The sequence below is a fragment of the Paenibacillus sp. FSL R7-0210 genome, from assembly GCF_038009085.1.
Classification (GTDB): Bacteria; Bacillota; Bacilli; order Paenibacillales; family Paenibacillaceae; genus Paenibacillus_AQ; species Paenibacillus_AQ silagei.
Map to the genome: position 1 here is coordinate 4,715,872 of NZ_JBBPAR010000001.1, position 24,689 is coordinate 4,740,560.

At 44.8% G+C, this 24,689-nt stretch carries 8 protein-coding genes; all 8 read right to left on the minus strand.

Translation table 11 applies throughout. The features are described from left to right. From MKY64_RS19965 to MKY64_RS20000, 8 genes are read right to left on the minus strand one after another with little or no spacing between them, the layout of a single operon-like run. On the minus strand, positions 1–3,900 hold the full coding sequence (locus tag MKY64_RS19965; RefSeq protein WP_340955285.1) for an SDR family NAD(P)-dependent oxidoreductase: 3,900 nt from the start codon (positions 3,898–3,900) through the stop codon (positions 1–3). Next, positions 3,888–7,736 (minus strand): SDR family NAD(P)-dependent oxidoreductase, encoded by a 3,849-nt coding sequence (locus MKY64_RS19970; RefSeq protein WP_340955287.1) that lies wholly within the window; start codon positions 7,734–7,736, stop codon positions 3,888–3,890. Before MKY64_RS19970 ends, MKY64_RS19965 begins: the two co-directional genes overlap by 13 nt. An 11-nt stretch (positions 7,737–7,747) precedes the next feature. Continuing rightward, positions 7,748–8,971 carry an ACP S-malonyltransferase gene (gene fabD, locus MKY64_RS19975; RefSeq protein WP_036727795.1) on the minus strand — a complete coding sequence of 408 codons (1,224 nt, stop codon included), beginning with the start codon at positions 8,969–8,971 and terminating at the stop codon, positions 7,748–7,750. Then, on the minus strand, positions 8,971–16,368 hold the full coding sequence (locus MKY64_RS19980) for an amino acid adenylation domain-containing protein (protein ID WP_340955289.1): 7,398 nt from the start codon (positions 16,366–16,368) through the stop codon (positions 8,971–8,973). Before MKY64_RS19980 ends, fabD begins: the two co-directional genes overlap by 1 nt. Positions 16,369–16,403: 35 nt before the next feature. Further along, complete coding sequence (locus MKY64_RS19985) at positions 16,404–20,258, minus strand: non-ribosomal peptide synthetase (protein ID WP_340955291.1); 3,855 nt, start codon at positions 20,256–20,258, stop codon at positions 16,404–16,406. 24 nt (positions 20,259–20,282) lie between these two features. Continuing rightward, the gene (locus MKY64_RS19990; protein WP_340955293.1) at positions 20,283–22,235 is read right to left on the minus strand and encodes a carbamoyltransferase C-terminal domain-containing protein; all 1,953 of its coding nucleotides are present in this window, start codon (positions 22,233–22,235) and stop codon (positions 20,283–20,285) included. A gap of 32 nt (positions 22,236–22,267) precedes the next feature. Then, a complete protein-coding gene (locus tag MKY64_RS19995; protein WP_036727789.1) occupies positions 22,268–23,266 on the minus strand; it encodes a U32 family peptidase in 999 nt (332 codons plus the stop codon). Positions 23,267–23,287: 21 nt separating this feature from the next. Next, on the minus strand, positions 23,288–24,655 hold the full coding sequence (locus MKY64_RS20000; protein ID WP_051478210.1) for a hypothetical protein: 1,368 nt from the start codon (positions 24,653–24,655) through the stop codon (positions 23,288–23,290). Positions 24,656–24,689 lie beyond the last annotated feature (34 nt).

Genomic DNA, 24,689 nt, shown 5'->3' on the forward strand with positions numbered 1-24,689 from the left:
TTAGTTCTCCTTTCTGTGCTGCTTCAGAATCTGCAACCCATTTTCAACGGATACCGCTCCTGCTTTCACACTACCGATCAGAGCTCTTAAGCCCTCATTATCCAGAGCGGCAGTTAGTCCCCGCTGTTCTGCTTTATTCGGTTCCGGCCTTTTATTTGAAGCAGCCTCTAGCTGTTGTTCAATATATTCGGAGAGCAGCGACACCGTCGGATAGGTGAATATATCCGAAATATTGATTACGCCAGGAAATCTAAGCTCCAATTCTTTGAGCAAGTCGATAGCCAGCCTGGAGTCCCCTCCAAGCTCGTAAAAATTCATATCGACATCAATCTCATAGATATCCAGCACCTTTCCCCATAAAGAGGAGACAGTGATTTCCGTCTCAGAATAATGAATTTCGTTTCTTCCCATCAATGTTACTGATTCGATGGGCACGGGAGCAGAAGGCACTCCATCCTGATTCATGCGAACCCGCTCGATCGCCGATACAATGTCCTCGGATAACCTGATACCCAACTTAGCCGGGTCATCGGCATGCAGGAACAAGGCATCGTTATAATTCACCCGTGCCGCAATAATCCGTGCGCCTGTGTGGTTGAGTGACTGCAGTATTAAGGAGATACCCCCTTCCTTTTCTAATGCATGGAACAATGTATCTTTGTTAACCCCGTGCCGGACAGACATCCCTACATGTTTCCATGTAGCCAAATTCACCGAAACAGTTTTGCGCCCTGTCTTACTCCGCTTCATAGCATAAGCATCCATGTAGGCATTGGCTGCTGCATAATCGGCCATCCCCAGCCCTCCGGCAAACGATGCAATGGAGGAGAATAAGACCATAAAGTCCAGTTCATCCTTTGCCGTTAACTTGTCCAGAATCCATGTCCCATCTACTTTTGCCTGAAGTACGCCGGATATATCGGCATAGCTCTTATGATAGATCATATTCGTCCCGGAAATACCCGCGGCATGGAAGACTCCCGAGATCCTTCCGTATCTGCTTCTGGCCTCCTGCAGAACAGCCGCAACTTGTTCTTCATCCGACACGTCGGCAGAGAAATAATCTACAGTTGATCCATTTCGTTTCATTTCAAGAATAGCATTATGCTTATCCAGCCATTCAGCGTCCTCTGATTGAGCAGGAAATTGCTGTCTGCCAAGCAAGATAAGGTGAACCGGGCGCAAGGCGGCTATAGCCTGCGCCAAGCTGAAGCCTATTCCGCCAAATCCTCCGGTAATTAAATATACGCCAAATTCATGAATCCAGTGCCCGCGAGCTTGAACGGGATTAGACTTTTCAGCTTCAATGATTTCAACATATCTGCGCCCTTCCCTATAAGCGGTCAGGTACGACTCTGAATGATGCATAATTTCACTGGTAAGTTGTTGCAGGGAGGTTAACTCATCATAATCAACACATCTGCAGGAGATATGAGGCAATTCCTGATGGATTACCCGGCCCAGGCCAACCAGTAGAGCATATTCGGGAATAATATACGGCTCCGTCCCTGTCACTTCATGCGACGACTTCGTTAACAGAACCAGATCAATATTTGAACTGACATTATTGTGAACCAGCGATTTGATTAAATTCAACAGGCTTTGGATGCTTTTATCCTCGAAGCAGTGGATGTCATTCAATGAAGCAACCGTCGTTTCCATGAAGACTGACAGGATGATCTTATAAGGTCCTGAACCCTTAACGGAAGAGATGAGCCTCTTGAAGCTGTCCTCCGATAGGTCTACCATATAACGCTCGGCTTCCAGCCGTTGAAATTGCTTGCCTAACGTTATATCGAGCACCCCGGGGATGCTCTGCAGCAAAGAAGCTGCTGTCGGGTTTCCGTCATGAATCAGCAATACGGATTCCTCGGGAGTTAGATTCCCGCTTGCTTCCACCGGCGCTTCCATCCAATTTATTCTATAGAAGGAGTCCTGCGATTTGTCGGTGCCGGCAGATTCCTTTTCCCCATACCGCCGGAGCTGCAGCCAGTGCCGTTTGGATTCAAACGGATAGGTTGGCAGGGATGTCTTCCGGTACCCCTGTTTAAGGTACAGTACTTCCCAGCGAACATCAGCACCACTAATATACAATCGGCAAAGCTCTGTAAGCATGGACTCCTGAGTCTCTTGAGATTCCATCATCTCTAACCAATGATCGACCGTTCCGCTAAGGCTTTTTTTCATATCCTCGGTCAGATCGTTCACGGATAAAGCCTTCTTATTAAAAACTAAATTAAAATGGCCATAATGAATTTGTTGATTTGTTCTGCTTGCCGCTTCCAATCCTATTCCATTAATCAAAATCAGCAGCGACTTCAATTCATCCAAATCCTTCGCAAGCAAAGCCATACGATGATTGTAGTGTTGTCTGCCGGTGTTAGCTGTAAAACAAATGTCCCCCAGACTCGATTCGTTTTTCTCCAGAAAAAGTAAATATTTCTTAATATACTGCATTAATCCTTTTTCGCTGTAAGCAGACAATACAAACACAGAGCTGCCCGATTCGCTCTCCGGAATCACACGTTTTTCAAGTGAAGGTGCTTCCTCAAAGACCATATGACAATTAGTTCCGCTAAAACCGAAGGAACTAACGCCACATCTTCTAGGGAAGTGGGCCGGCTCCCAAGGAGTCAACCGGTCAACGATATACATGGGCGATTGGATAAGCTTCACCATCGGGCTGGCTTCTTGAAAATGAAGGGTAGGCGGAAGCATCTGATGCTTAAGTGCTAACGCCACCTTGACCACTGATGCCAGGCCTGATACCCCTTTGGTATGACCGATATTAGTCTTTACAGAACCTATCCCGCAAAAATTACGTTTGTCGGTGAATCTTCTGAAGGCCACATTCAGGCCCTTCAGCTCTACCGGATCACCCAGCTTTGTCCCGGTCCCATGAGCCTCAATATAGCTGATGGTTTCGGGATTTATCCGCGACGCTTTCCATGCCTTCTCGATTACCTCTGTCTGAGCAACGGGGTTAGGTGCTGTTAATCCGTTTGAGGATCCGTCATTATTTATCGCACTGCCCTTAATCACCGCATATATTTGATCTCTGTCCTTTAACGCTTTATCCAGGGGCTTAATTACAATGGCACATATACCTTCACCCCACACTGTACCATCCGCTCTTCTATCAAAAAAACGCACCTTACCCTCCGGCGAATTCAGCATTTCATTTTGCTCCGGGGTCAGTGTAACTGAAATACCGCCTACAATCGCACTCTCACATTGCTGGTCCACCAGGCTTCGATATGCGGTATGAAGCGCAACCAGACTTGAGGAGCATGCGCTGTCCAAGACAAGGCTTGGACCGGTCAGGTTCAGCAAGTAGGCAATTCTGCTGGCAGCAATGCTGGTGTTCGCTCCTGTTGCCAGCAGGGGATCAGATGTATCAATTACATTAACGTAACGCAAAGCACTTGTATCCTGTCCGACAAAAACACCGGTTCTGGTTCCTGTTAATTGCTGGGTAAGCCCTGCATCTTCTACTGCCTCCCAGGCGACTTCAAGAAACAGCCTCTGGCAAGGATCCATTACCTGTGCTTCTCTAGGCGATATCTTAAAAAAACCGGCGTCGAACTTATCGATCTCTCTTAAGTATCCGCCTACACAATCCTCACGCTTAGCGTCTTTAGCTAATAGCTCCTTCGTATCCGCCCATCTTGCTTGGGGAAACGGAGCCAGACAGCTCCGGCCTTCTGAGAGCTGCTTCCAATATTCATTAACCGATTCCGATAAAGGCAGTCTGCAGGCCATACCAACGATTGCCACATCCATGGCTTCTTTCCGTTGATCCTGCATCTGCATCATTTCAGCTAATATTTTCTTTGACTCTTCTTTGGACAAAGCACCCGATGTAATTTGCGAATAAATATATTTTTTTAGGTGTTCCAACTATCTTCACCAACCATCTTTAAATACTCGCCAAATTGCTCCTCCGATACTTCACCTTCGGTAATTTGCCTAAACAGCTCATCCAGGTCCATCGCTTCATTTTTTTCTTCCTGCTCTGCTTGTCCCGAATTCCGGTCTAAGAATTGAGCCATGCTAGAAATCGATGAATAGGAGAAGACATCTACTATCTCGAGTCTCCCCGGGTATTCAAGTTCCAGCTCTTTAAACAATTGGGCAACCATGATAGAATCTCCGCCCAGATCATCGAAATGGTCATATATGCTGATCTCCTCAACGCCCAGCACTCTCGACCATATTTCCGACAACCTCTGCTCGGTCGTTGAGCATTTATTACCGCCCCCTGATTGGGCCGCCTGTTTGTCAACAGCAGGGGTTCTATGCTTAGTTTGACGCTTTTCAAGCCTGGCAAGCTTCCTTTTGATCTCAGGCGAGAATTCTATCGGCAAAAAGCGTTCAAGGTACATCAGATTCCCGGAATAATTAAGCTCACCTATAATCAACCGGCTGACACTCTTGGAAACCGCAGCCTGAAATCCACGTAAAGCATCATCCACTTTCAGAAGCTTAAATAAATGCTTCGATTCGTCAAAAGTAGTAAGCGTGTGTTCAACCGAGTGCCTCCAAGTCGGCCAATTAATAGATAGTGTTCTTTTCCCTCTCCGGCTCCGCCAGGAAGCGAATCCATCGAGATAAGCATTAGCTGCAGTGTAGCCTCCAACACCAATGCCTCCGGTAAGTGCTACAACAGATGAGAAGAGTACAAAAAAGTCCAGTTGATCCTTTTCGGTCAATCTATCGAGAATCACTGCACCTTTTACCTTCGGCTCCATCACCCTTTCAAGTGAATCCCTGCTCTCATCTTTTAGTAGAACAAGCTCACGGCCCGCGACCCCCGCACCATGTATAATACCGTTAATTGTCCCGAACTTTCTCCGGAGATCATTCAGAATCGCGCTCATATCGGATTCAATGGTTACATCACCCGCATAGACAGTTACGGACGCACCGGTTGATTCAATTTGCAGCAAGTCTTCAATTTTATTCCTCAAGGCTTTGCTTTGGGCTTCATCACGCACTAAGGCAGTCCAAGCATCTTTTGGCGGCAGTTCCGATCGATTGATCAACGCAAGATTAACTTTGGCCTGCGAAGCTAAATGTTTCGCGAATAGAAGTCCAAGTGAGCCTGTCCCCCCAGTAATAACGTATACTCCATTCTCCTTATACACGACTGGATGATGGTCATCCACCATATTTATGCTTACGCTCTCCAGCGAACCTGTATACCGCTTTCCTTCTCTGTAAGCAACATCCAGCGCCGTATGCCGTGCTCCCATTTCATCAATAATTTTATTAATAAATACATGCTGGTCAAAATCAATCGCACTTACCTGTAAACGATGATTTTCGAGATTTACTGCTTTGCCAAGTCCTAGAAAAGCTGCATTCCCAGGATTCATGTTCTCTTTAAAGGATGTGATTTCATTTGCATTCTGGGTAATAAGATACAACTCCGCTTTATTGATATGGCTCAGTGCTTCTATCGCCTTTGATATATGGAACAGGCTGTACACTCCAAGCTCCGGTTGTTCATCTCTTTCCCCTGCAATTGAATTGCCAATCGTGGCCATATGAACAATCCGCAACGAAGACGCCGGCTGGATTTCATCTAATAACCGGAAGATGTCATTCTCCGAATATCCGATAATGTAGCGGTTATCACCGGCCCGCTGAAATCCATGGCCGTACTCAACCTCTACAACCCGTTCACACCCGTAATTCCTTAATCCCGATGCCAGTTCACCGGCATACCCTGAACGGTCCTTAAATATAAGGACTATAGAGGCTTCAAAAGGGGCCCTGGGATCTTCCGACTCATTCACACTCCATGAAGTGCGATACATAAAGCCCGGTTCATCCGGATACCGGACCCAGCACCGATCCATTTCAAACACATAGGAAGGCAAATGGACCCGCTGAACGTCCCCCTCATATAACATATTCCAATTCGTGTCCGCCCCCAGCGAATAGAGCAGCCCTATCCTATTGAGATCTCCTTCTCCCTGCAGAAACAATTGGACCTCTGATGCAAGCTCCATGTCTATTTTCTGTTTCTTTGGCAAAGTCATTTCCCATGGGTCAAGTTCAGGCTTCTCCGCCGGAGCAACTGTGTAAAACCCCCAGTGTATGGACTGATCTGCAGCAGCATCAAGCCCATGTTTGTGAACATGGTTTAGCTTGTGGAGTAAATCATCGAGACTGTCACAGACAATCGACAATCTGCACGGATGATGATCCCTTCCAGTCGATGCAGTATAGCAAATATCCAGCAGCCTTAACCGCCTGTCACGATGTAGCGCGTTTGCATATTCGTTGATTAGAGCAGTAAGACTATTTTCAGTTTTCGCAGATAACACGAAAAGCTGGCAGTGCTGATCCGTTTGGTTAACCTCCTGATGCTCAACATACTCCTCGAGTATGACATGACAGTTGGTCCCGCTGATTCCAAATGAACTTACGCCGCATCTTCTGGGGAGAGCACCCTCTTCCCAATCCATTAATATGTCATTAATATAAACTGGCGATTTGTGGAACGGTATTTTTCGGTTCGGACGTTTGAAGTGTATGGAAGGCGGTATTTTCTTCTTTTGCAAAGACATAACAGCTTTCACAACACCAGCCAAACCGGATAAGCTGTCCAAGTGCCCCAGGTTGCTTTTTACGGAACCGATCGCGCAGAACTGCTGCTTTTCCGTATAGTGATCAAAGGCCCTTTTGATTCCGTCTATTTCAATAGGGTCACCTAGCTTAGTAGCTGTTCCATGGGCTTCAATGTAGGATAAAGATTCCGGTTTAATCCCTGCATCTCTCCATACGCGAAGATGAAGCTCTTCCTGGGCTAGGGGGTTCGGAGCAGTTAAACCGGCTGAAGCGCCATCTTGGTTAACGCTTGAGCCCTTGATAATAGCATAGATAGGGTCTTTATCTTCAACTGCCCGATCATAGGATTTAACGATCAGAGCAATGCTTCCCTCACCCAGGCCAATCCCCTCACAGTCATCGCTGAATGACCTGGATCTGCCGTCGGATGACAAAATGCCGATGCTGTCCTGCAAATCTGCAATAGGCGCAAGCGTAATTTTGACCCCCCCGACGATGGCCATCTCACAATCGCCGTTTCTTATCGCCTTACAAGCGGTATGAAGAGCTACCAGGGACGATGAACACGCCGTATCAACAAGAAGGCTGGGGCCTCTAAGATTCAAAAGATAGCTGATCCTGCCGGCGATAACCGATTTTATATTTCCCGCCGTTGCCAAATGGGATAATTCTTGTTCCATATCATAAACAACTCGCTTGTATTCCAAAGGCGAATCGCTGTTATGGCCTACATAAACCCCTGTTTTTGTCCCCCTGATCCGGTCCCCCCCGTATCCCGCATCCTCAATTGCACTCCACACGGTCTGCAGAAAGATCCTCTGTTGCGGATCCATCAACCGTGACTCCTGGTAGGATAGGTTGAAAAAACGGTAGTCGAAACCGTCTATTCTATTAAAATAGGAACCTTCCATATACTGGTTATCAGTGACTTGGTTTCCACTTGCTCTAAAATAAGCTTCCATATCGTCGCAGCGGTCTTCAGGGAATTTCCCAATGCAGTCTCGGCCTTCAACCAATGCCTCCCACAGCTGTTCGGCCGATTCCATGTCGCCGATCTGACAAGACACACCAATTATAGCCATGTCCTTTATCGTTTCACTCTCTACGACCACCTCCTTCTCCAGGCCCTCCAAATCCAAATCCGAAAAGTTTATCATGTTCACCCTCCTTAAACATTACACTCTATCTGCGATTTCAGTTCTATTTGTTCCTCTGCAGATACTCCTTTGGTTACCAGTATTCTTTCAAGCAGCATCAAGCAGGTATCCGTCTCATCATGGGTGACCGTTCTGTTCTCCCTCTCAATGGCTCCTTGAATTTCGACCAGCTTCTTATAAGATTCAATGACACCTTCGGAATATGCCTGAGTGTCCCAATTATCATTGATAGTTGAGACAGCAACGGCCATGCACCTCTCCACAAACCCTGCAGACCGGGTAGAGGGTACAGACTTGCACAGCCTGCTTGCCAGCTTGTCCTTTAGCTCTGCAAGGTCTTGATCATTGTCAAAGGAGAAGGCGTCCGCGTTCCATGATGATTTGCGGATTAATTTTGTCAGTACATCTTTGGGTCCCATTTCAACAAATAGATCCGCCCCGGCTTGAACAAGATAAGCCATTATTTGTTCCCATTGCACTGGCCGGGTCATTTGCCGGAGCAGCGAAAATCTGATATCTTCCGGTTCCTGATACGGTTTGGCTGTAACATTGGATATAACCGGCCACTTCGTAGGCCTCCACTTTATTTCCAGCAAATCAGTGGCGAAGCGTTCAGCGGCAGTTGCCATTAAAACAGTATGAAAAGGTGCAGGCACTTTTAAGGGAACAACCGATGCCCCTTCTCTCTCTAAGGCTCTCGCCGCTGTGGACAGAGCTTCAGTATGACCTGCGATGACGTATTGTTCCTTAGAATTGTAATTTGCAACAGAAACGAACACTCCTTGTTCGGAGTGTTCATGGCACAAGTTATTAACAGTAGACAGCGGTACTCCCATAACTGCTGCCATGGAACCGGTCCGTGAAGCAGCAACTTCCTCCATATATCGGCCCCTTGCATCTATTAGGCGTAAGCCATCCGCATACGAGATACCGCCGGAGCATGTAATCGCTGTATATTCGCCTAAGCTATGCCCTGCCATGAATGAAGGAGCCGCATTCGTTTCTGTCATGTACGCATGGAAGGATGCAACACCCATGATATAAATTGCAATTTGATTCAAATGTGTGCCTTGGGACAAATCCATCTCTTCATCTAAACATATTTGCGCTACATTCCGATGAAGAATATCGCTTGCTTCTTCAAACACCCGCTTAGTGGAAGGAAAACGCGACATCAGCTTGCTTCCCATACCCTTGTATGGAGAGCCTTGACCTGGAAACAGCAGACATATCATCAGTTCGACTCACTCCGTCCTTTTCGTGACAGTATAACTAACGATTTTGCATAGAAGCGGATAAGTTCCATCATTCGTTGCTTCTTAAGCTTCGCGTTGTTGAAATGGCAGACGATCTTGACTACACCGTTTCTTTGCTCTATCACTGTAACCACTAGATCCGTCCGCATTGCTTGATTGTGACGGGTAAAGACAGGAATCATCCGATCCTTATCAACCGGCTGCTTTAAATGATTCATAAACGTATCTCTGTCGTAATGATTGTCTGTTTCACACTTCCGCTCTTTATAGGCAGATCGGACTGTCTGCAGAATGTCGGCAAAATCAGCCTTTTCAAAAGGCAATGGAACAATGGATGAATTATGATCATAGCTGCCATAGACCATCACTTGCCCGTAGCCGGTCTGATCCAGCAGACCATAAGCGAACATAGATACGAGTATATCGAATAAGCCAACATCTATCTGCTGCGCAATCAGCTTTAACGATGTAACAGAATCGCTGTCCAATTCAGTGGATATCGACACTGTATCCACATAATCAGTTTTACCTGCCAGGAAGTTATCCGGGACGGCCAGCTGCTTCAAAGAGGCTTTGCTTGGATCAAGACCTCCCGATGTAGTATCCAATATATTTACCAAGCTTTTAATGGTCGGGTAAGTAAATAAATCGGCAACAACAATCTTGCCGGGGTACATTCTGTTAATTTCGTCGTACATATGGATTACCTGGATCGAATTACCTCCAAGCTCAAAGAAATGATCGTATACGCTTATCTTGTCTCTTCCCAATATCCTCTTCCATAAGTCAACGATGAAGGTTTCCGTTGCTGTCTCCGGAGGCGAGAATTGGCCTGCCGTCTCTTCTGCCAACTTTTGGACTTCCCGCAATTGCTTATAATCGACTTTGCCGTTGGCCGTTAAAGGAATCTTGCTGATTAAGGTAATAAAATTGGGAATCATATAATGCGGCAGCCGTGAGCGGATACTCTCCCTGATCATTTTAGGGCGTTCTTCTGCGACTGTATAAGCAACGATATTGTCTTCGCCATCCATCGTCTCCACTGTAACTATGACGGATTCTACACCGCTGACATTTCCAATTACGCGTTCAATCTCCTTAAGGTCAATCCGGTAACCCCTGACTTTGACTTGATTATCAGTTCTTCCGATGAAATCGATACGCCCATTTGACAGCCATCTTGCAGCATCGCCAGTTCTGTACAGAACTTCGCCCTTTATGAATGGACTTGGAATAAACTTCTCCATTTGAAGCTCATCTCTGTTCTGATACCCCTTAGCTATGCCCGTTCCGGTTAAATAGAGCTCTCCAGGTATTCCCACAGGTTGCGGAACCAGCATTTCATTAAGAATATAGACCTTTGTGTTGGCAACTGGGATCCCGATAGTTATTGTTGTCTCGCACTCCAACCGGCGTTGGTATGTCGCTACTACGCTGTTTTCTGTTGGTCCGTACGCGTTTACAATTTCTATATGGGGCATCAGCTCTACACATTTTTTCACGAGCTTTTCATTTACCTGGTCACCGGCCAACGTAATGACTTTCAACGATTGGAGGTGCTCCGGTTCAGAACAATCCAGAAGCAGCCTCATCATTGCCGGAACCGTGATGAAGTGGGTAACTTGCTCGCTTTTGATTAGGTCTCTTACTTCAAATACATTTCGTGGATCATTCACAAAAACCGACTTAACACCACTTGTCAACGGCGTGAATAAACTGGCTACATAACCGTCGAAGGCCGGAGAGAACAATTGAATGAAGCTGTCTTCCTGCTTCAACTGATATTCCGCTCTAAACCATGAAATTGAGTTATGTATCCCCTGATGAGAGATCAAAACTCCCTTGGGATAACCGGTTGTCCCCGAAGTGTAAATGACATAAGCAGTGTCGCTCGGTCTAACCCCAGTCTTAAATGGTGTGCTGTATCCATTGGTCAACCTGTGAGTGTCAATAGCCAGCACGCGGCCTGTAAATTCAATTCCCTTCAAATAGTCCTGTTTTGGTGACAACAGGATCTGGCTTCGGCTATCTTCCAGCATAAAATTCTTTCGTTCGGCCGGATATTCGGGGTCAATTGGCATATAGGCGCATCCCGCTTTAAGAATTCCCAATATACCTGCAACTGTCTCAACCGAGTGATCTGTCATGATGCCGATCACATCATTAGCCCCAACCTCCTGCTTATGCAGCATACTTGCTATACGCCCGGAAATAATGTCTAACTCCCCGTATGTCATCTGTGCAGCATTGGTCTTTACAGCAATAGATGACGGGTTGGCTGTTGCCTGCTGCTCAAAAAGGTCTACAATCGTCTCATTCTCCTTATAGGTACAGTGAGTCGAGTTCCACTCATCAAGAAGCAAACTTGTTTCAGCTTGGGACATAAATTCAAATTCCAGCAGCTTTTTAGCCGGTTTATGAATAATTTCATGGAGAAGACGTACATAATGATCAACAAATCTTGACATATCAGCTTCTTCATAAAGATCCGTGCAATACTCCAAATATAGGGTTAACGAGTCGTTCTTCTGGACGATTTCGAGCGTTAGATCCAACCGGGAAGTCTGCTTTTTGTAGGGATAATCGCTAATATGCAGCCCCTCTACCGTCTCCTGTTCTCCGAAGGCATTCTGCAGCACAAACATCACATCGAAAATCGGATTGCGGCTTACATCCCTGTACTTATAGAAATTTGTCACCATATCCTCGAATTGATAATCTTGGTTATCATACGCTGATAAGGACATCCTCTTCACGTACTCCAGAAACTCATTAAATGAAAGCTCACCGTTTACCTTGGCACGCATCGGCAGCGTATTGACAAACATCCCGATAATATCTTCAAGGTCCGATATAGAACGACCTGATACAGGAGTTCCAACCACAATATCCTCCTGAGAGGTATATCGCATAAGCAGCGTGTATAATCCGGCAAGTAAAACCATAAATAAAGTGGTTTTAGAGGTCTGTAAATAAGTGTTGATTCTTTGGTACAGCTCACTATCAATATCATAGATGATCGTGTTCCCTGTGAAGCTCCGCTCGTTAGTGCGTGCATGTGCGAACGGCAACTCCAGCAGTGGAATATCACCTTCCAACTGCAACTGCCAAAAGTCGGCTTGCTTCTTTAACGCATCATTCTGCAGCAGCGAACGCTGCCAATTGGCGAAATCCTTGTACTGATAGCCGGGATCCTGTAAGGCCTTGCCCAAATAAATATCGATTAATTCCCGGGTGAAAATGTTCATGGAGATGGCATCCGAAATTATATGATGCATATCCAAAATCAACATATGCGTATTGCATACATCACGAAGCTTTAGTAATTTGATTCGGAACAACGGCACCTGCCCTAATTGAAACTGTCTTACGAGTTGACTGATTTCCTCTGCAACAGAAGCATAATTGACTTGCGCAAACTCCAGTTTGATGTCTGCATCCGGATTGACCTTCTGAACCACTTCTCCATCTCTAAAGTGGAAGGAAGTCCGCAGAATAGCATGCCGTTGAACCATTTTTTTGTACGCGCTTTCAAGTCTGGCATAATTAATTTCACCTTCAAGCCTTCTGACAATTGTCATATTATAGCTCAAGTCCTGTTCATTGACCTGATTTAATATATACAACCGTTTTTGGGCGGAAGAGGAAGGATAGTACTCACGATCTGCTATTTTTTTGAGAGGGGGAGTATTCGCCCTTCTCTTTTTTGAAGAAACTTCCGCAACGAATTTAGAGAATTGCTCCAAAGTTCCATGCTGAAAAAGATCCGAGATCATTATGTCGATAGTGAAGCTCTTATTGCACTGATTGATGATTTTCATGGCACTGATGGAGTCTCCGCCGATTTCAAAAAAGTGATCATAGAGATCTATCTTTTTGAGGCCCAGTATTTTACCCCATATACCGGCCACGGCATGCTCCTCTGGAGTGTAAGTGTTATCCTCTCTTCCGGTGAATTCAAAGGCATGGATGGTCCCATCCTGAGAATCCCTTCCATATAATTGACGATATTGTCTAACCCTCTTACTCAAACTGTTTGATAGAGAGAACGGCAGATTGTCCAATATGAATATTTCACTGTTATAGTTCAGTTCGCCAAGATATACTGTCGTGCACGGAGACCGAAGAATATCTGCCAATCCGCTTAATGCCGAATCAGTGGAGATCATATTAAACAATAAGCGGTTCTCATACACCATGTGCGGATTGCTTACAGTCTCGTTCCAAATCGGCCATCCGATGGTTACCGCTGGGGTCCCTGCTCTTCGCCCGTATGTGCTGAAGGAGTCCAGATAGGCATTCGCCGCCGTGTAATCCCCTGAGCCAGCCTGAGCCAGTATCGTAATGACAGAGGAGAAGGGAATGAAAAAGTCCAGCCTCATATCTAATGTTTTTTTATGTAACAGCCATGTCCCATGAACTTTGGGAAGCAATGTCGCCCGGAATTCATCCACGGTCTGTTCCGTCACTGGAATCCCTTCCCTGTCGAACCCGACTCCCGCACAATGCATAATCCCGTGAATGATACCATGCTTTTCTCTTATTGCAGAGATGGCCTCCTCCAATTGCAACTCATCAGCTATATTCCCCCGGTAGATCTCAACCACGGAGCCATTGGCCTCGATTTCTTCGATTTGCTTCACTATTTCCCGGTGCCGCTCGTTTCGCACTGTATGCCATTCGGCTCTGTCCGGAAATACGGACCGGTTGACTAAACATAAAGTAACATTTTGCTGTGCGGAAAGAAATTGCGCGACCCGCAAGCCGATTCTGCCAAGTCCGCCGGTTATCAAATAAACGCCATTTCCCCTGATTTCAATAGGTGCCGCAGATCCAACCTGGTTATCGGCTTCCGCTAAAATTTCTGTATAGCGGATACCGTCACGATAAGCAACTTTAAAATCGGAGGCAGCAGAAGCAATCTCTCTCGCAACTATTTCAGCTGTTGTTGAAGCATCGATATCCACACATCTGCATCGGCACAGGTAATGCTCCATCTCGATTACTTTGGCAAGCCCGAAGAGAGAAGCATTCTCAGGCTTGATCGCTTTTTCCCGGCCGTCTACTTCATGCACATGATCCGAAATAATAATAATTTCATGCTTTCTATGGGTCTGGGCAAGTCTCTGGACCAACGGCAACAATCCGAGCACACCATTTCGCTGGCTGTTGTCTAATTCCTCCAAAGTTTCAGGTGTTCTTTTGTGTAGGGTTGCCATATGAATGACTCGGTCTACAGCACCAAACGGAATTTCATGCAAAGTCCGCTCCCAATCAGGACTTTCCAAGTCAATCTCTGTGACATTGAATCCATTGTCCGTTAATCTCTTCGTAACTTGCCCACATAGAGGAGATTTATTTTTTAATAGCACAATACTTCCGGTCTCCCGGGCTTGCTTATGCGGGCTTTGTTTTTCTATCCATTGTGCCTCGTAAAAACTCTGCAAAGGCTGCTCATTGCTACGTACCGCAACATTGCCTTCTAACCAGCACCTTAGATCATCGAAGGAATATGTCGGAAGACTCAGTCTGCGGCGAAATGTACCCGAATACATCGTCTGCCAATCCGGTCTCGCTCCTTGTACATACAAGCTGCATATCTGATTCACAGCATCTTCCGAGCACTCCCTTGCCCGGGCCATTTCGGCCAGCAGCCGGTTTGCTTCAAGCGTCATTTCTTTGATCTGGAGCTCAGAGAGATGATGCGGATTCCGTTCATCCTTCTCAAAAACAATTTTATGCACACCATAATAAATCCCTCTGCCTGACTGCAGGTATTCACCATCGGCAATTACGCTTTGCAGGGCTGCTAACAGTTCTTCAGTACTTGAGACAGCAACCGCCATACGGATCTCGTAATGCCCCCGCCCGACATTTGTTGTGTAACAGAGATCGTGGTAACAAATATCAGGATTCTCGGTTAAATAGACCATATAGTTCTTCACCAACCGCTGAAAAGCAGTATGGGATTTCGCGGACAATGTGAATATCGGAGCACTATTATTCGGATTGGACTGCATTTGGTAATGGTCATTATATTCCTCAAGAACAATGTGACTGTTTGTACCGCTCACCCCAAATGAACTGATCCCGCATCTTCTTGGCAATTGGTCAGTATCCCAGTCATTCAGCCCATCGTTAAGATAGATGGGCGTATGTACGAAAGGAATATTCTGATTGGGATAACGCACATGCAATGTTGGCGGAATTTGTCTGTGCATCAGCGATAGAACGGCTTTGACTAATCCGGCCATACCTGCGCAGTTATCCAAATGTCCGATATTACTTTTGACGGAGCCGAGTGCACAGAATTGTTTTTTATCGGTAAATTTAGAGAAGGCATTTTTGAGTCCTTCAATTTCTATCGGATCACCCAATTTCGTTCCGGTTCCATGTGCTTCCACATATGTCACCGTCGCAGGATCTATACCGGCATCCTTCCATGCTCTGCAAATGACGTCTTCCTGGGCAGCGGGGTTAGGAGCTGTTATCCCAATGGTATTCCCATCCTGATTTATTGCACTGCCTTTTATGACTGCATATATATGATCGCCATCATCCACCGCTTTGCTTAAAGTTTTGAGGACAACAGCTATGGACCCCTCTCCCACACCAATTCCATCGGATTGATCGTCAAATGCTTTACAGCGGCCGTCTTTTGCTTCTATACCGTACTTCTCCGTGCTTTCCACGGGCAGAACATGCAATTTGATACTGCCGACAATAGCTGTATCACACTCCCCGTTGCGCAGCCCCTGGCAAGCATAGTGAGCGGCTACCAATGAGGATGAACAAGTTGTGTTAAATACAACACTTGGCCCCCGCAAGTCCAATTGATAAGATACCCTGCTTGCAATGATCGCCGATAAGTTACCGGGTACAGCGTAAGTTAGCGAATCTTTGCCCAACTCTGAAATCATATGGATGTAATCATTATCGGCACCGTAACCAACATACACCCCGGTCATGCTGCCGGCTAACGTTCTCCCTCCATAACCCGCATCCTCTAAGGCTGCGTAGGCGGTCTCCAGAAAGACCCGCTGATTCGGATCCATTAATTCAGCTTCTTTGGGCGATAAATTAAAATAAAGAAAGTCAAAAGTATCAATACGGTCCAAGTATCCCATACGGGCATATTTAAACCGCTGACCGCCGGTGAAGGACGATTCAAGGTCTTTTCTTCGGATATCCGGAATATGACTGATGGAGTCGATTCCTCCCTTTAGATTGTTCCAAAAGTCATGAATCGAGTTCGCTTGAGGAAGTCTGCCGGAAATACCGATAATGGCGATGTCTTTCCCGTTAATCGACCGCCCGTCCCATTCCGCTTCCCAGTTTTTTGTTACAGGCTCTTTCGTGAACAGATTCTTTTTCATATTATTTCATCCTAGTAGTAAGATTTTACATTCCTTCAAATACTATATTCGCATAAGATTTGATCAATCGTTGTCAAATACATTTCAAGCAACGAGGATATTTCTTCAGCATTATCTAGTAACGAATGAAAAGTCCATTTCAGCTTAATGGTTCCCTTAACCGGCTTATCAACCATCAATAGAAGATCGAATAACGAATTCAGCTCCGATTCCGACCTACAGCATTCTTTGAGATACACCATGGGAAGCAGCGTATTTTTCACCTTGCTCTTTATGACATGTGAGAGCGGAATTATTCTTCCATTCCCCATTGTTTGCCTCCGTAATTCGTTGACCAGCTGTTGGATATGGTCTATATTGCCGAAGTCCACTGCAACCGGTGTGATACTGTCTAAGGAATGAACCATCGTATAGAGATAAATCTGCTCAGAGGCTGCTATCTGATAGAGAACATAAATGTAGGCCGACATTATGATTTCCGTCGGCTCGATTATATTTTCCGCAGCTCCTTGCTCTAACCTCCGGGTCAAGCTTTCCGGTATCTGCATATACCTTATACTTAAATGTCCCTTGTCCGAAACAGGATGGTCTTCCCTGAGGATTTCAACGCCTTCGGAAATGGCCGTTTCCTTGAAAGACAGATCGGCTCGTTTGTTGTTTTGACTTGTGATCAGCAGAGATTGGGCCTTAATTGTGGGAGAAGTGAACAAATCCGTTATTTTAACCGTTCCCGGATATGTTTTCTCAATATAGTTAAATAATCTTACCAGCATGACCGAATTGCCGCCGATCTGGAAGAAGTTATCCTCCATTCCAAAGCCGCCTGCCCCAAGCGCTTGCTCCCATCCATCCCGCAGAAACAGCTGAATTTCGTTCTCTGGTTGAATACCCTCACTATCCTTATAGACTGATACTGGTTCAATCTGCGGGAGAGATCTCTTGTCAACCTTTCCGTTGGGTGTAAGCGGAAGCTGCTGAAGCTGCATCCAATATTGGGGAATCATATACTCCGGCAGTTGTTCCGATAAATACGAGACGATTTCAGCGGACCGTAAGGGATTGTCGTTGTCGGTTACATAATAGCCAAGCAGGCAATCCTCGTTAAATGGATCCTTGCCCATAATGACAGCGCATTCCTTAATATGGGGATGGGAGCCGATATGCATTTCAACCTCTGTCAACTCAATACGGTAACCTCGAAGCTTGACCTGACTGTCAAGACGCCCTAAGTGTTGTATGTCTCCGCCGGGGAGCCATTTCCCCAGATCCCCTGTCTTATATACCTTTGTTCCATCTGCTCGTAGTGATACAAACCTGCTATCTGACAGCTCCGGTTGGTTATAATATCCTGGAGATAAACCATCCCCGCCAATGCAAATTTCTCCTTTAATGCCCGGAGGCACGAGATTTCCGAATTCATCCACAATAACGATCTGCGTATTGGCGATGGGTCTTCCTACAGAAATCTTCGTATCCCCGGTTAATTCCTTAATGGTTGACCAGACTGTAGTTTCAGTTGGACCGAAGAGGTTATATATCCGGGCATTGGTATGTTGATTCAAATAAATCAGCAATTGTAATGGAAAAGTCTCTCCTCCCAGCAGAATCTCTTGAACGCCTTGCAGGAAACCTGTATCCTCTGTGCCCTGAATCAGCAAGTTCAAGCGGGAAGGCGTCATCTGAAGCATCTTGATCTGATATTTCTTAATAGCAGATTTCAACCGCTCAGGATTCCTCTGCTCGTCATCAGTAGCCAAGATGATCTTCATTCCACGGGTAAGCGGCAAAAGCGATTCAACAAGAAATATGTCAAAAGACATACTCGTAACGGCAAGTATACTCTTCTTACTTGAGAAGCCGATTTCTTTGGTAAGCCCATGAATGAAGTTCATCACAGATCGGTGGGTAATCTTTACCCCTTTTGGTTTCCCCGTTGACCCGGAGGTATAAATCACGTACATGAGATCCTCAGGTACAGGCGCGGGGAACTCCGCCGGTTCGTAATCCATCATATGCTCAGGGTACTGCTCCAAAAAGATGTTCCGTACCTGGTGCCCACAATCAGCTGTCAAATCATTCCGGGTGAGGATAAACAGCATGCCCGAATCTTCAATCATATGGTTGAGTCTGTCTGCCGGGTACCCGATATCCAGAGGAACGTAAGCAGCCCCCGTTCTGATTACTGCCAATATTGACACAATCATATCAATGCTGCGCTCCATGCATATTCCGATAAGCATACCCGGTTGTATATCTTGCTTAATGAGGTATCGTGCAAGCCGCTCTGTCTTCTCATATAAATCATGGTAGGTTATCGCAGCTTCTCCGCAGATAACCGCGATGCTATCAGGAGTATCTTCTACTTGTCTCTCAAAGAGATCATACACAGTTGTATCTGTGTCATATTCTGATCCGGTAAGGTTCCATGATGCCAACTCATTATATTCTTTATGGGTCAACATGCTGATTTCATCAATGCCAAGATGCTGATGGGTAATAACTGTACCGATCAAATGTTTGAAGTGCTCTGTCATTCGTTCAATGCTGGAACGATGGAACAATTCGCTGCAATATTCGAAGGAACCCTTAAGTCCCTCGTTTGTTCTTCTCATATAAAGTGTCAAGTCACATTTGGACGTATTATTGTCGATCTCAAGGATCTCCACCGTAGCTTGACCAAGCTTCATTGGCTGAATCGGTGAATCTTGCATGATCAGCATCACTTGATACAAGGCGGAATGGGACAATTCACGTTCCAGCCGAAGTCCGCCGATTATCCGGTCAAACGGGAGTGTCGCATTTGACATCGCTTCCGCGGTAGTTCTAATTACTTGCCTTATGACGTCACGGATGGCGGGATTTCCCGACAACCCGATCCGTAGCGGCAAAGTATTAATGAACAAGCCGACCAGGTTTTCCACTTCTTTTGCATCCCTGCCGGCTACCGGAGTTCCAATAATAAGATCAGGATTACCCGAATACTTATACAATAAGATACTGAATAAGGACAGCAACACCACAAAAAGCGTGGTATTCTCTTCTCTGGCAAGTTGCTGCAGTGTGTTGGCGGTATCCTGCTCTATATCAAAATAGAGGGTGTCCCCCTGAAAGGATTGAATTGCAGGGCGCAACAAATCGGTAGGCAAATCCAAAAAGCCCGGAGCCTCTTGGAGTTTACTCTTCCAATAGTCCATTTCAGCACTCAGCTCATTCGTTGTATACTTTTTCCGCTGCCATTCAGAATAGTCGGTGTATTGAATAAGCAACTCAGGTAATTTATTTCCTCTCTCCTGATAATACCGGTATAACTGGGTCAACTCCCGTTGAAGAATGCCTACTGACCACCCGTCTGAAACAATATGGTGTACGCTTGCTACCAATATATGCTCATCATCACTGCACTTTATCAGAAGTACACGAATTAGCGGAGCCTGTGACAAGTCGAACGGAGCCCGAGTTTCACGCATGATCCATTCATCTGCAGCTGCCTGCCTTGCTTCTTTGGGCACATTTTCAAGACTGACCAGCTGCATCTGAAACGGAACTACTTCCTCTATTTGCTGAAGCACCTTTTCTCCATCTGCTACAAAGGATGTTCTTAAGGTTTCATGCCTGCGGATAATCTCCTTGAAGCACTCTTCGATATGGGACACAACAACCGGTCCGCGCAATAAAAGAGCCATTGGGATGATATAAGCCGGGTTACCCGGCTGAAGCTGATCCATGATCCACAGTCTCTGCTGTGAAAAAGACACACTTGGATTTATGTTGCGATCTCTTATGGATATAGGATGAATATCCTTTGACTTCAAACCTTTTTTCTCCATAAATTTCTTCACGAATTTAGCCTTCTCAAAAGCATAGCGTTCCAATGGATCAGTAAGCTCCACATCTTCACCCCAATTTGTTTACTTTTATTTGCCAGCGATTTTATCGAAAAAAGCTGCTATCCTCAGTTTGTTGATGCAGTCATCTGCATAATTTTCCAATTCTTGAACATCTTCCTTTCTCATTATGTCATACCGGTTCATAAGATCTGGCAGCATGTAATAAAAAATTAAAGCGCGTTTCGAGACGTTGAAGGGATTGTACAGCTTGGTGTAAATTTCCTTCATTCTTCCGACAGAATGAAACGTTCTTAAAGGCCTTGGTAAAGGTCTATTCTCTTCGTATTCGCCGTGACGGTGAAGTTCAACCCTCATACCATTAACATAAATAATCTTGAAATTTTTCCGGAGTGCAAAGTTAATCGCTTCCTCAATCCGGTCGATGATGGGTTCAGCTTTATCATTTAAAGAGGTATTGCATACAATCGGCACACCGGTCTCTTCGTTAAATTTCTCTATCAGTCCATACAAGAGATCCTTCTCATCTTTTTTTATCGTTTGTATTCTCGCACTGTTATCCAAATGCAGGATGGCAGGTACCTGATTCTTTTTATCCTCTCTGATGTGGTAAGTATGAAGCATGTAAGGTGATTTTTCTGAACCATCAAACCATTCCTTTAAATGCTCTTCTAAAATAATCGGAGCAACGGGCCTCCACCATTGTCTGTCTTTAACCTGATTCAACAGCGTTTTGGCATCATTGTACCTCGGGTCGGCAATAATGCTTCGATTTCCTAGTGCCCTTGGGCCTATTTCGGACCTTCCATAAAACCATATAAAAGGCCCATTGATCAGGTCCCGGACAGCCTCTTCCGGATTGAACTCACTTATGGAAAGAATGTGCTTCTGATATGGCTCTGATTCTATAACAGTTAATAATCCGTTGTGCTGATTACCGTAATAGCTGTTTCCCAATGAAAAATGAAAGGTATGTATTTTTTTGTAGAAAGCATATAGTGCAATCCCCATGGACATACCGGTATCACTGACACAAGGTGTACTAATAAACCCTTTAAAATTATATTTTTGCATTAAATAAGTATTTGTCGGGCAATTCAGCGCAAAACCACCAGTAATGGAAAGATAGGTATCTTTTCCCTCTATGCCGGACCGCTCTAATAAATTCTTGACATTTAGGTCCATGATCCGAATTGACATCTTCTGAATTTCTTTCATTACCATACTGATTTTATTGTCCTGGTAGTCAAAGGCTTTGTCGAAACCATTGAATACAATGCCGATATCTTGTTCCGTTGCCTGATCAATGTTTTTCTCTAAACCGTCAATATAATCGGAAATGACTTGATAAGAATTATTGAGAACTCCGGTCGTTTGGAATAAGAAAGTTTCTTCTTCCACATCAAGAAGCTCACTGGTACTTGCCGAAGCAAGCGCCATTAGCGTTCCCTCCCGCAGATTGTACCGAAGTCTGCAATAGGCCCACAGCAATGCCGGCGAGTAAAGCGGATAAAACTCGATTTGTCCATTCTTCACTATGCAACCAATATAGCAATATTTATTATCTCGATAAACATTTGGATCATTAACATTATCGGGACCGTGGTCAACCGCAAGACCGATAATGTTGTCATGTTGAAGAAGCCGAGTTTCGGAATAAATAGCGGAAAATAAATGTGCTACGCTGTGATATGCATATTCGGGAAAATCTTCGACAGAATGGTAATCATCTACTGTGTCCAGCCCGGGTGAACCCCAAACCTCATTCATATCATTCAGCGATAACTGGTACGTATCCAACAGGGAATTAATCACTCTTCTCGCCTGATCAATGTCCAGAAATGAAGTGGAATGTTGTTTATAGCCCGTCAATCGTTCCAATTCCCAATAATGAATAAGCTGGACATGATCCCCCTCTTTTTTCCATAACGATACATTTTGATCATGCCTGATTTCCAAATCCAGAATATGTGCCTGTGTATTGATATCTATATAAGCCGATAAGTAATATCCATCTTTCATTGCCAATACCTCCAGCCTAAGGTTTGATTTCATTAATCAGGATAATAACAAAATGCCGGGCAGCGGTTATTGAATATTTCCGCTTTGACTCTGACCTCGTATTCGTGCGGGTCGGTTATTTCGTTTGCCAGACGAATCAGGCTCTTCATAATCTTGATATCTTCAATCATGTACTCCAGTACATAGCCTCGTCCTACAACCTTCAAATGGGTAACCCCTATATCCATAAGCTTTCTGATCTTGCATACACCGCAGCCCTCGTTTCCAAACCTCGGATAATCATAACCTCTTTTCTTTTCCGGGTCCGCGAGTTTTAGACGGTCTCTGAACATCTCCATACTTTTCAGCTTATCTCCAACCTTTGGAAAAATATTCGATTCATCGTCCAACTTAGAGGTTTTTTGCGGGATATAACATGCCGGTAAAAGCTCGTCACAATGCAGCGAATTACAAAAACCTCCGGAAAACGAACAAAGTGCGTTGAGTATAAACGCTTCGAACTCGATCTGGCCTTTCACGCCCGAACCATTAATCAGTTGTTCCATATTCGCAATGGGTATTTTTCTCGGGAACACATACCTTGAGACCTCAAATTGGTTTAACAGCTGAATCGTCCGGTGATTAATGGCTTCAATCTCGCCGCTGAAATGAACCGTGCATTTAATTCCAGCTTCCCGCAGATAAATGACCAAAGCCAAATCGGCAATAATGAACGTTTCAAATCCGATGTCCATTAAACTGTTTACAATTTTGGTAATATAGGGATATAACTCATTTTGGTAATAATGTGCATTAAAAGTTATTTTAACGGGAATTCCATAGGAATCCGCCATTCGCTTCAGGATCTTCATGCTGCTATAGCTGGTCATATTGGTTGCCTTCGCCAGATTTTCTCTCCGGTTCAACGGAATAACGGAAGAAAATTTATTGAGCCACTCAAAAGGAATAAATCCGCAAAAAAATTCATCCGCTCCAGCTTCGGCCAACGGTTCAAAGTTCCTGATCTCTGATAAAGGAGATAAAATTTGCATACCAGTATCCTCCAATGATAGTTAATACACTGACAAAACAATCCTATCAATCCCGCTGGCGATATAATCATCCAAGCAGGATGAATCCTGCAGCAATGACGTTTCAACCCCGATAATACTGTTGCCGAATCCGAATATATCCAAATGCTTCGGATAGCTGAAATAAAACTCATTGCAATACTGCTGGCATTTTACGGCAAGTCTCTGGTCGCTGCGGTTTGTACTGGTACACTCAGCATACAAGGGACAATAAACCGAAGTATTGATCTGGTAAAAGGGAAAATGTAAGCTATGATTCCCCTCCGGAATACGATTTTTCAGCTTATGCGACTCGAATTCGTATCTCTCGATCCGGTGTTTCAGCAGAAATTGTCTTAAATGCTCTGTGTTTAGATTATTCTCTTCAAAAGCAATGGACCTTTCTTTGAAGCCCCACATAAAGCCTACTCTGGAATCTTTCTTTCGCTTATTCAGCAGCCGGCCAAGAATGGGCTTGAGACGTGTCGTTTGTTCGTTGATTATCCCCAACATTCCCCAGTCATTGACGCTGAATTCCACCTCTGTGTCCTGCTCGATGCACCAATTGTCGATAAATTGGATGATTCGCTCAACGCTTTCCACAGAATTCTCAAGCAAATAGGGATATGAAATCACAATTTTCAGTCCCAAGCCATGGGCTTTAGCAAGAATTTTTTCCAGCAATGGCTTTGCCGGAAATAGATTGTGACAGAATTCGTTTCCAATATAGATTGTACGGACCGCTTGAGTGAACAATTCATGCTCTTGAAGATTTAACTTAGTAAGCATCTTGTACTTAAACGCAGAGAAATCCATTTGAAAAAAATCAATATATTGGAAAAATCCTGATATTGAAATAGCTAAATCTGTTTTTTCCGATAGGGAACGAAATTGTTGCTTCTCTTCTTCCGATAAGGTAAAGGAGAACAGGCCTTGCAGATGCTCTTGGTATTGCTCTGAAAAAACGGCATCCTCTTCAAAGGGATACTTCGGTTGCTTGGCATCCAAAAAGTCTAAGTCATTCAATCCATCCGCACTAGCTTGTTTGGCAACGTTCATTATCCGGTTGATTCTGGATAAAAACTCATGAAATTCCGCTCCATCCTGACCCTCAATCTGAAAGGAAGCGATAATTATCTTATAGAACCGCATATCTTCTATATGTGATGTCTTACAACAAAGGCGGAATTTTTTATACTGGAAATCGGCATAATCAAACATTTGTATATCCAACCCAAAAGCTTCCTTTTCTATTATGGAAGGGCTTTCAATAATAACCTCATCATGTGTAATACTTCTGACTCGAATATCTTCTCCATTTCTAAAACCAACAACCAGCGTAGGAGACATTTGTTCGGTGTTAAATCTCATTTTATTCCTCCTGCCCATAGTAGGCTTCGCTTGT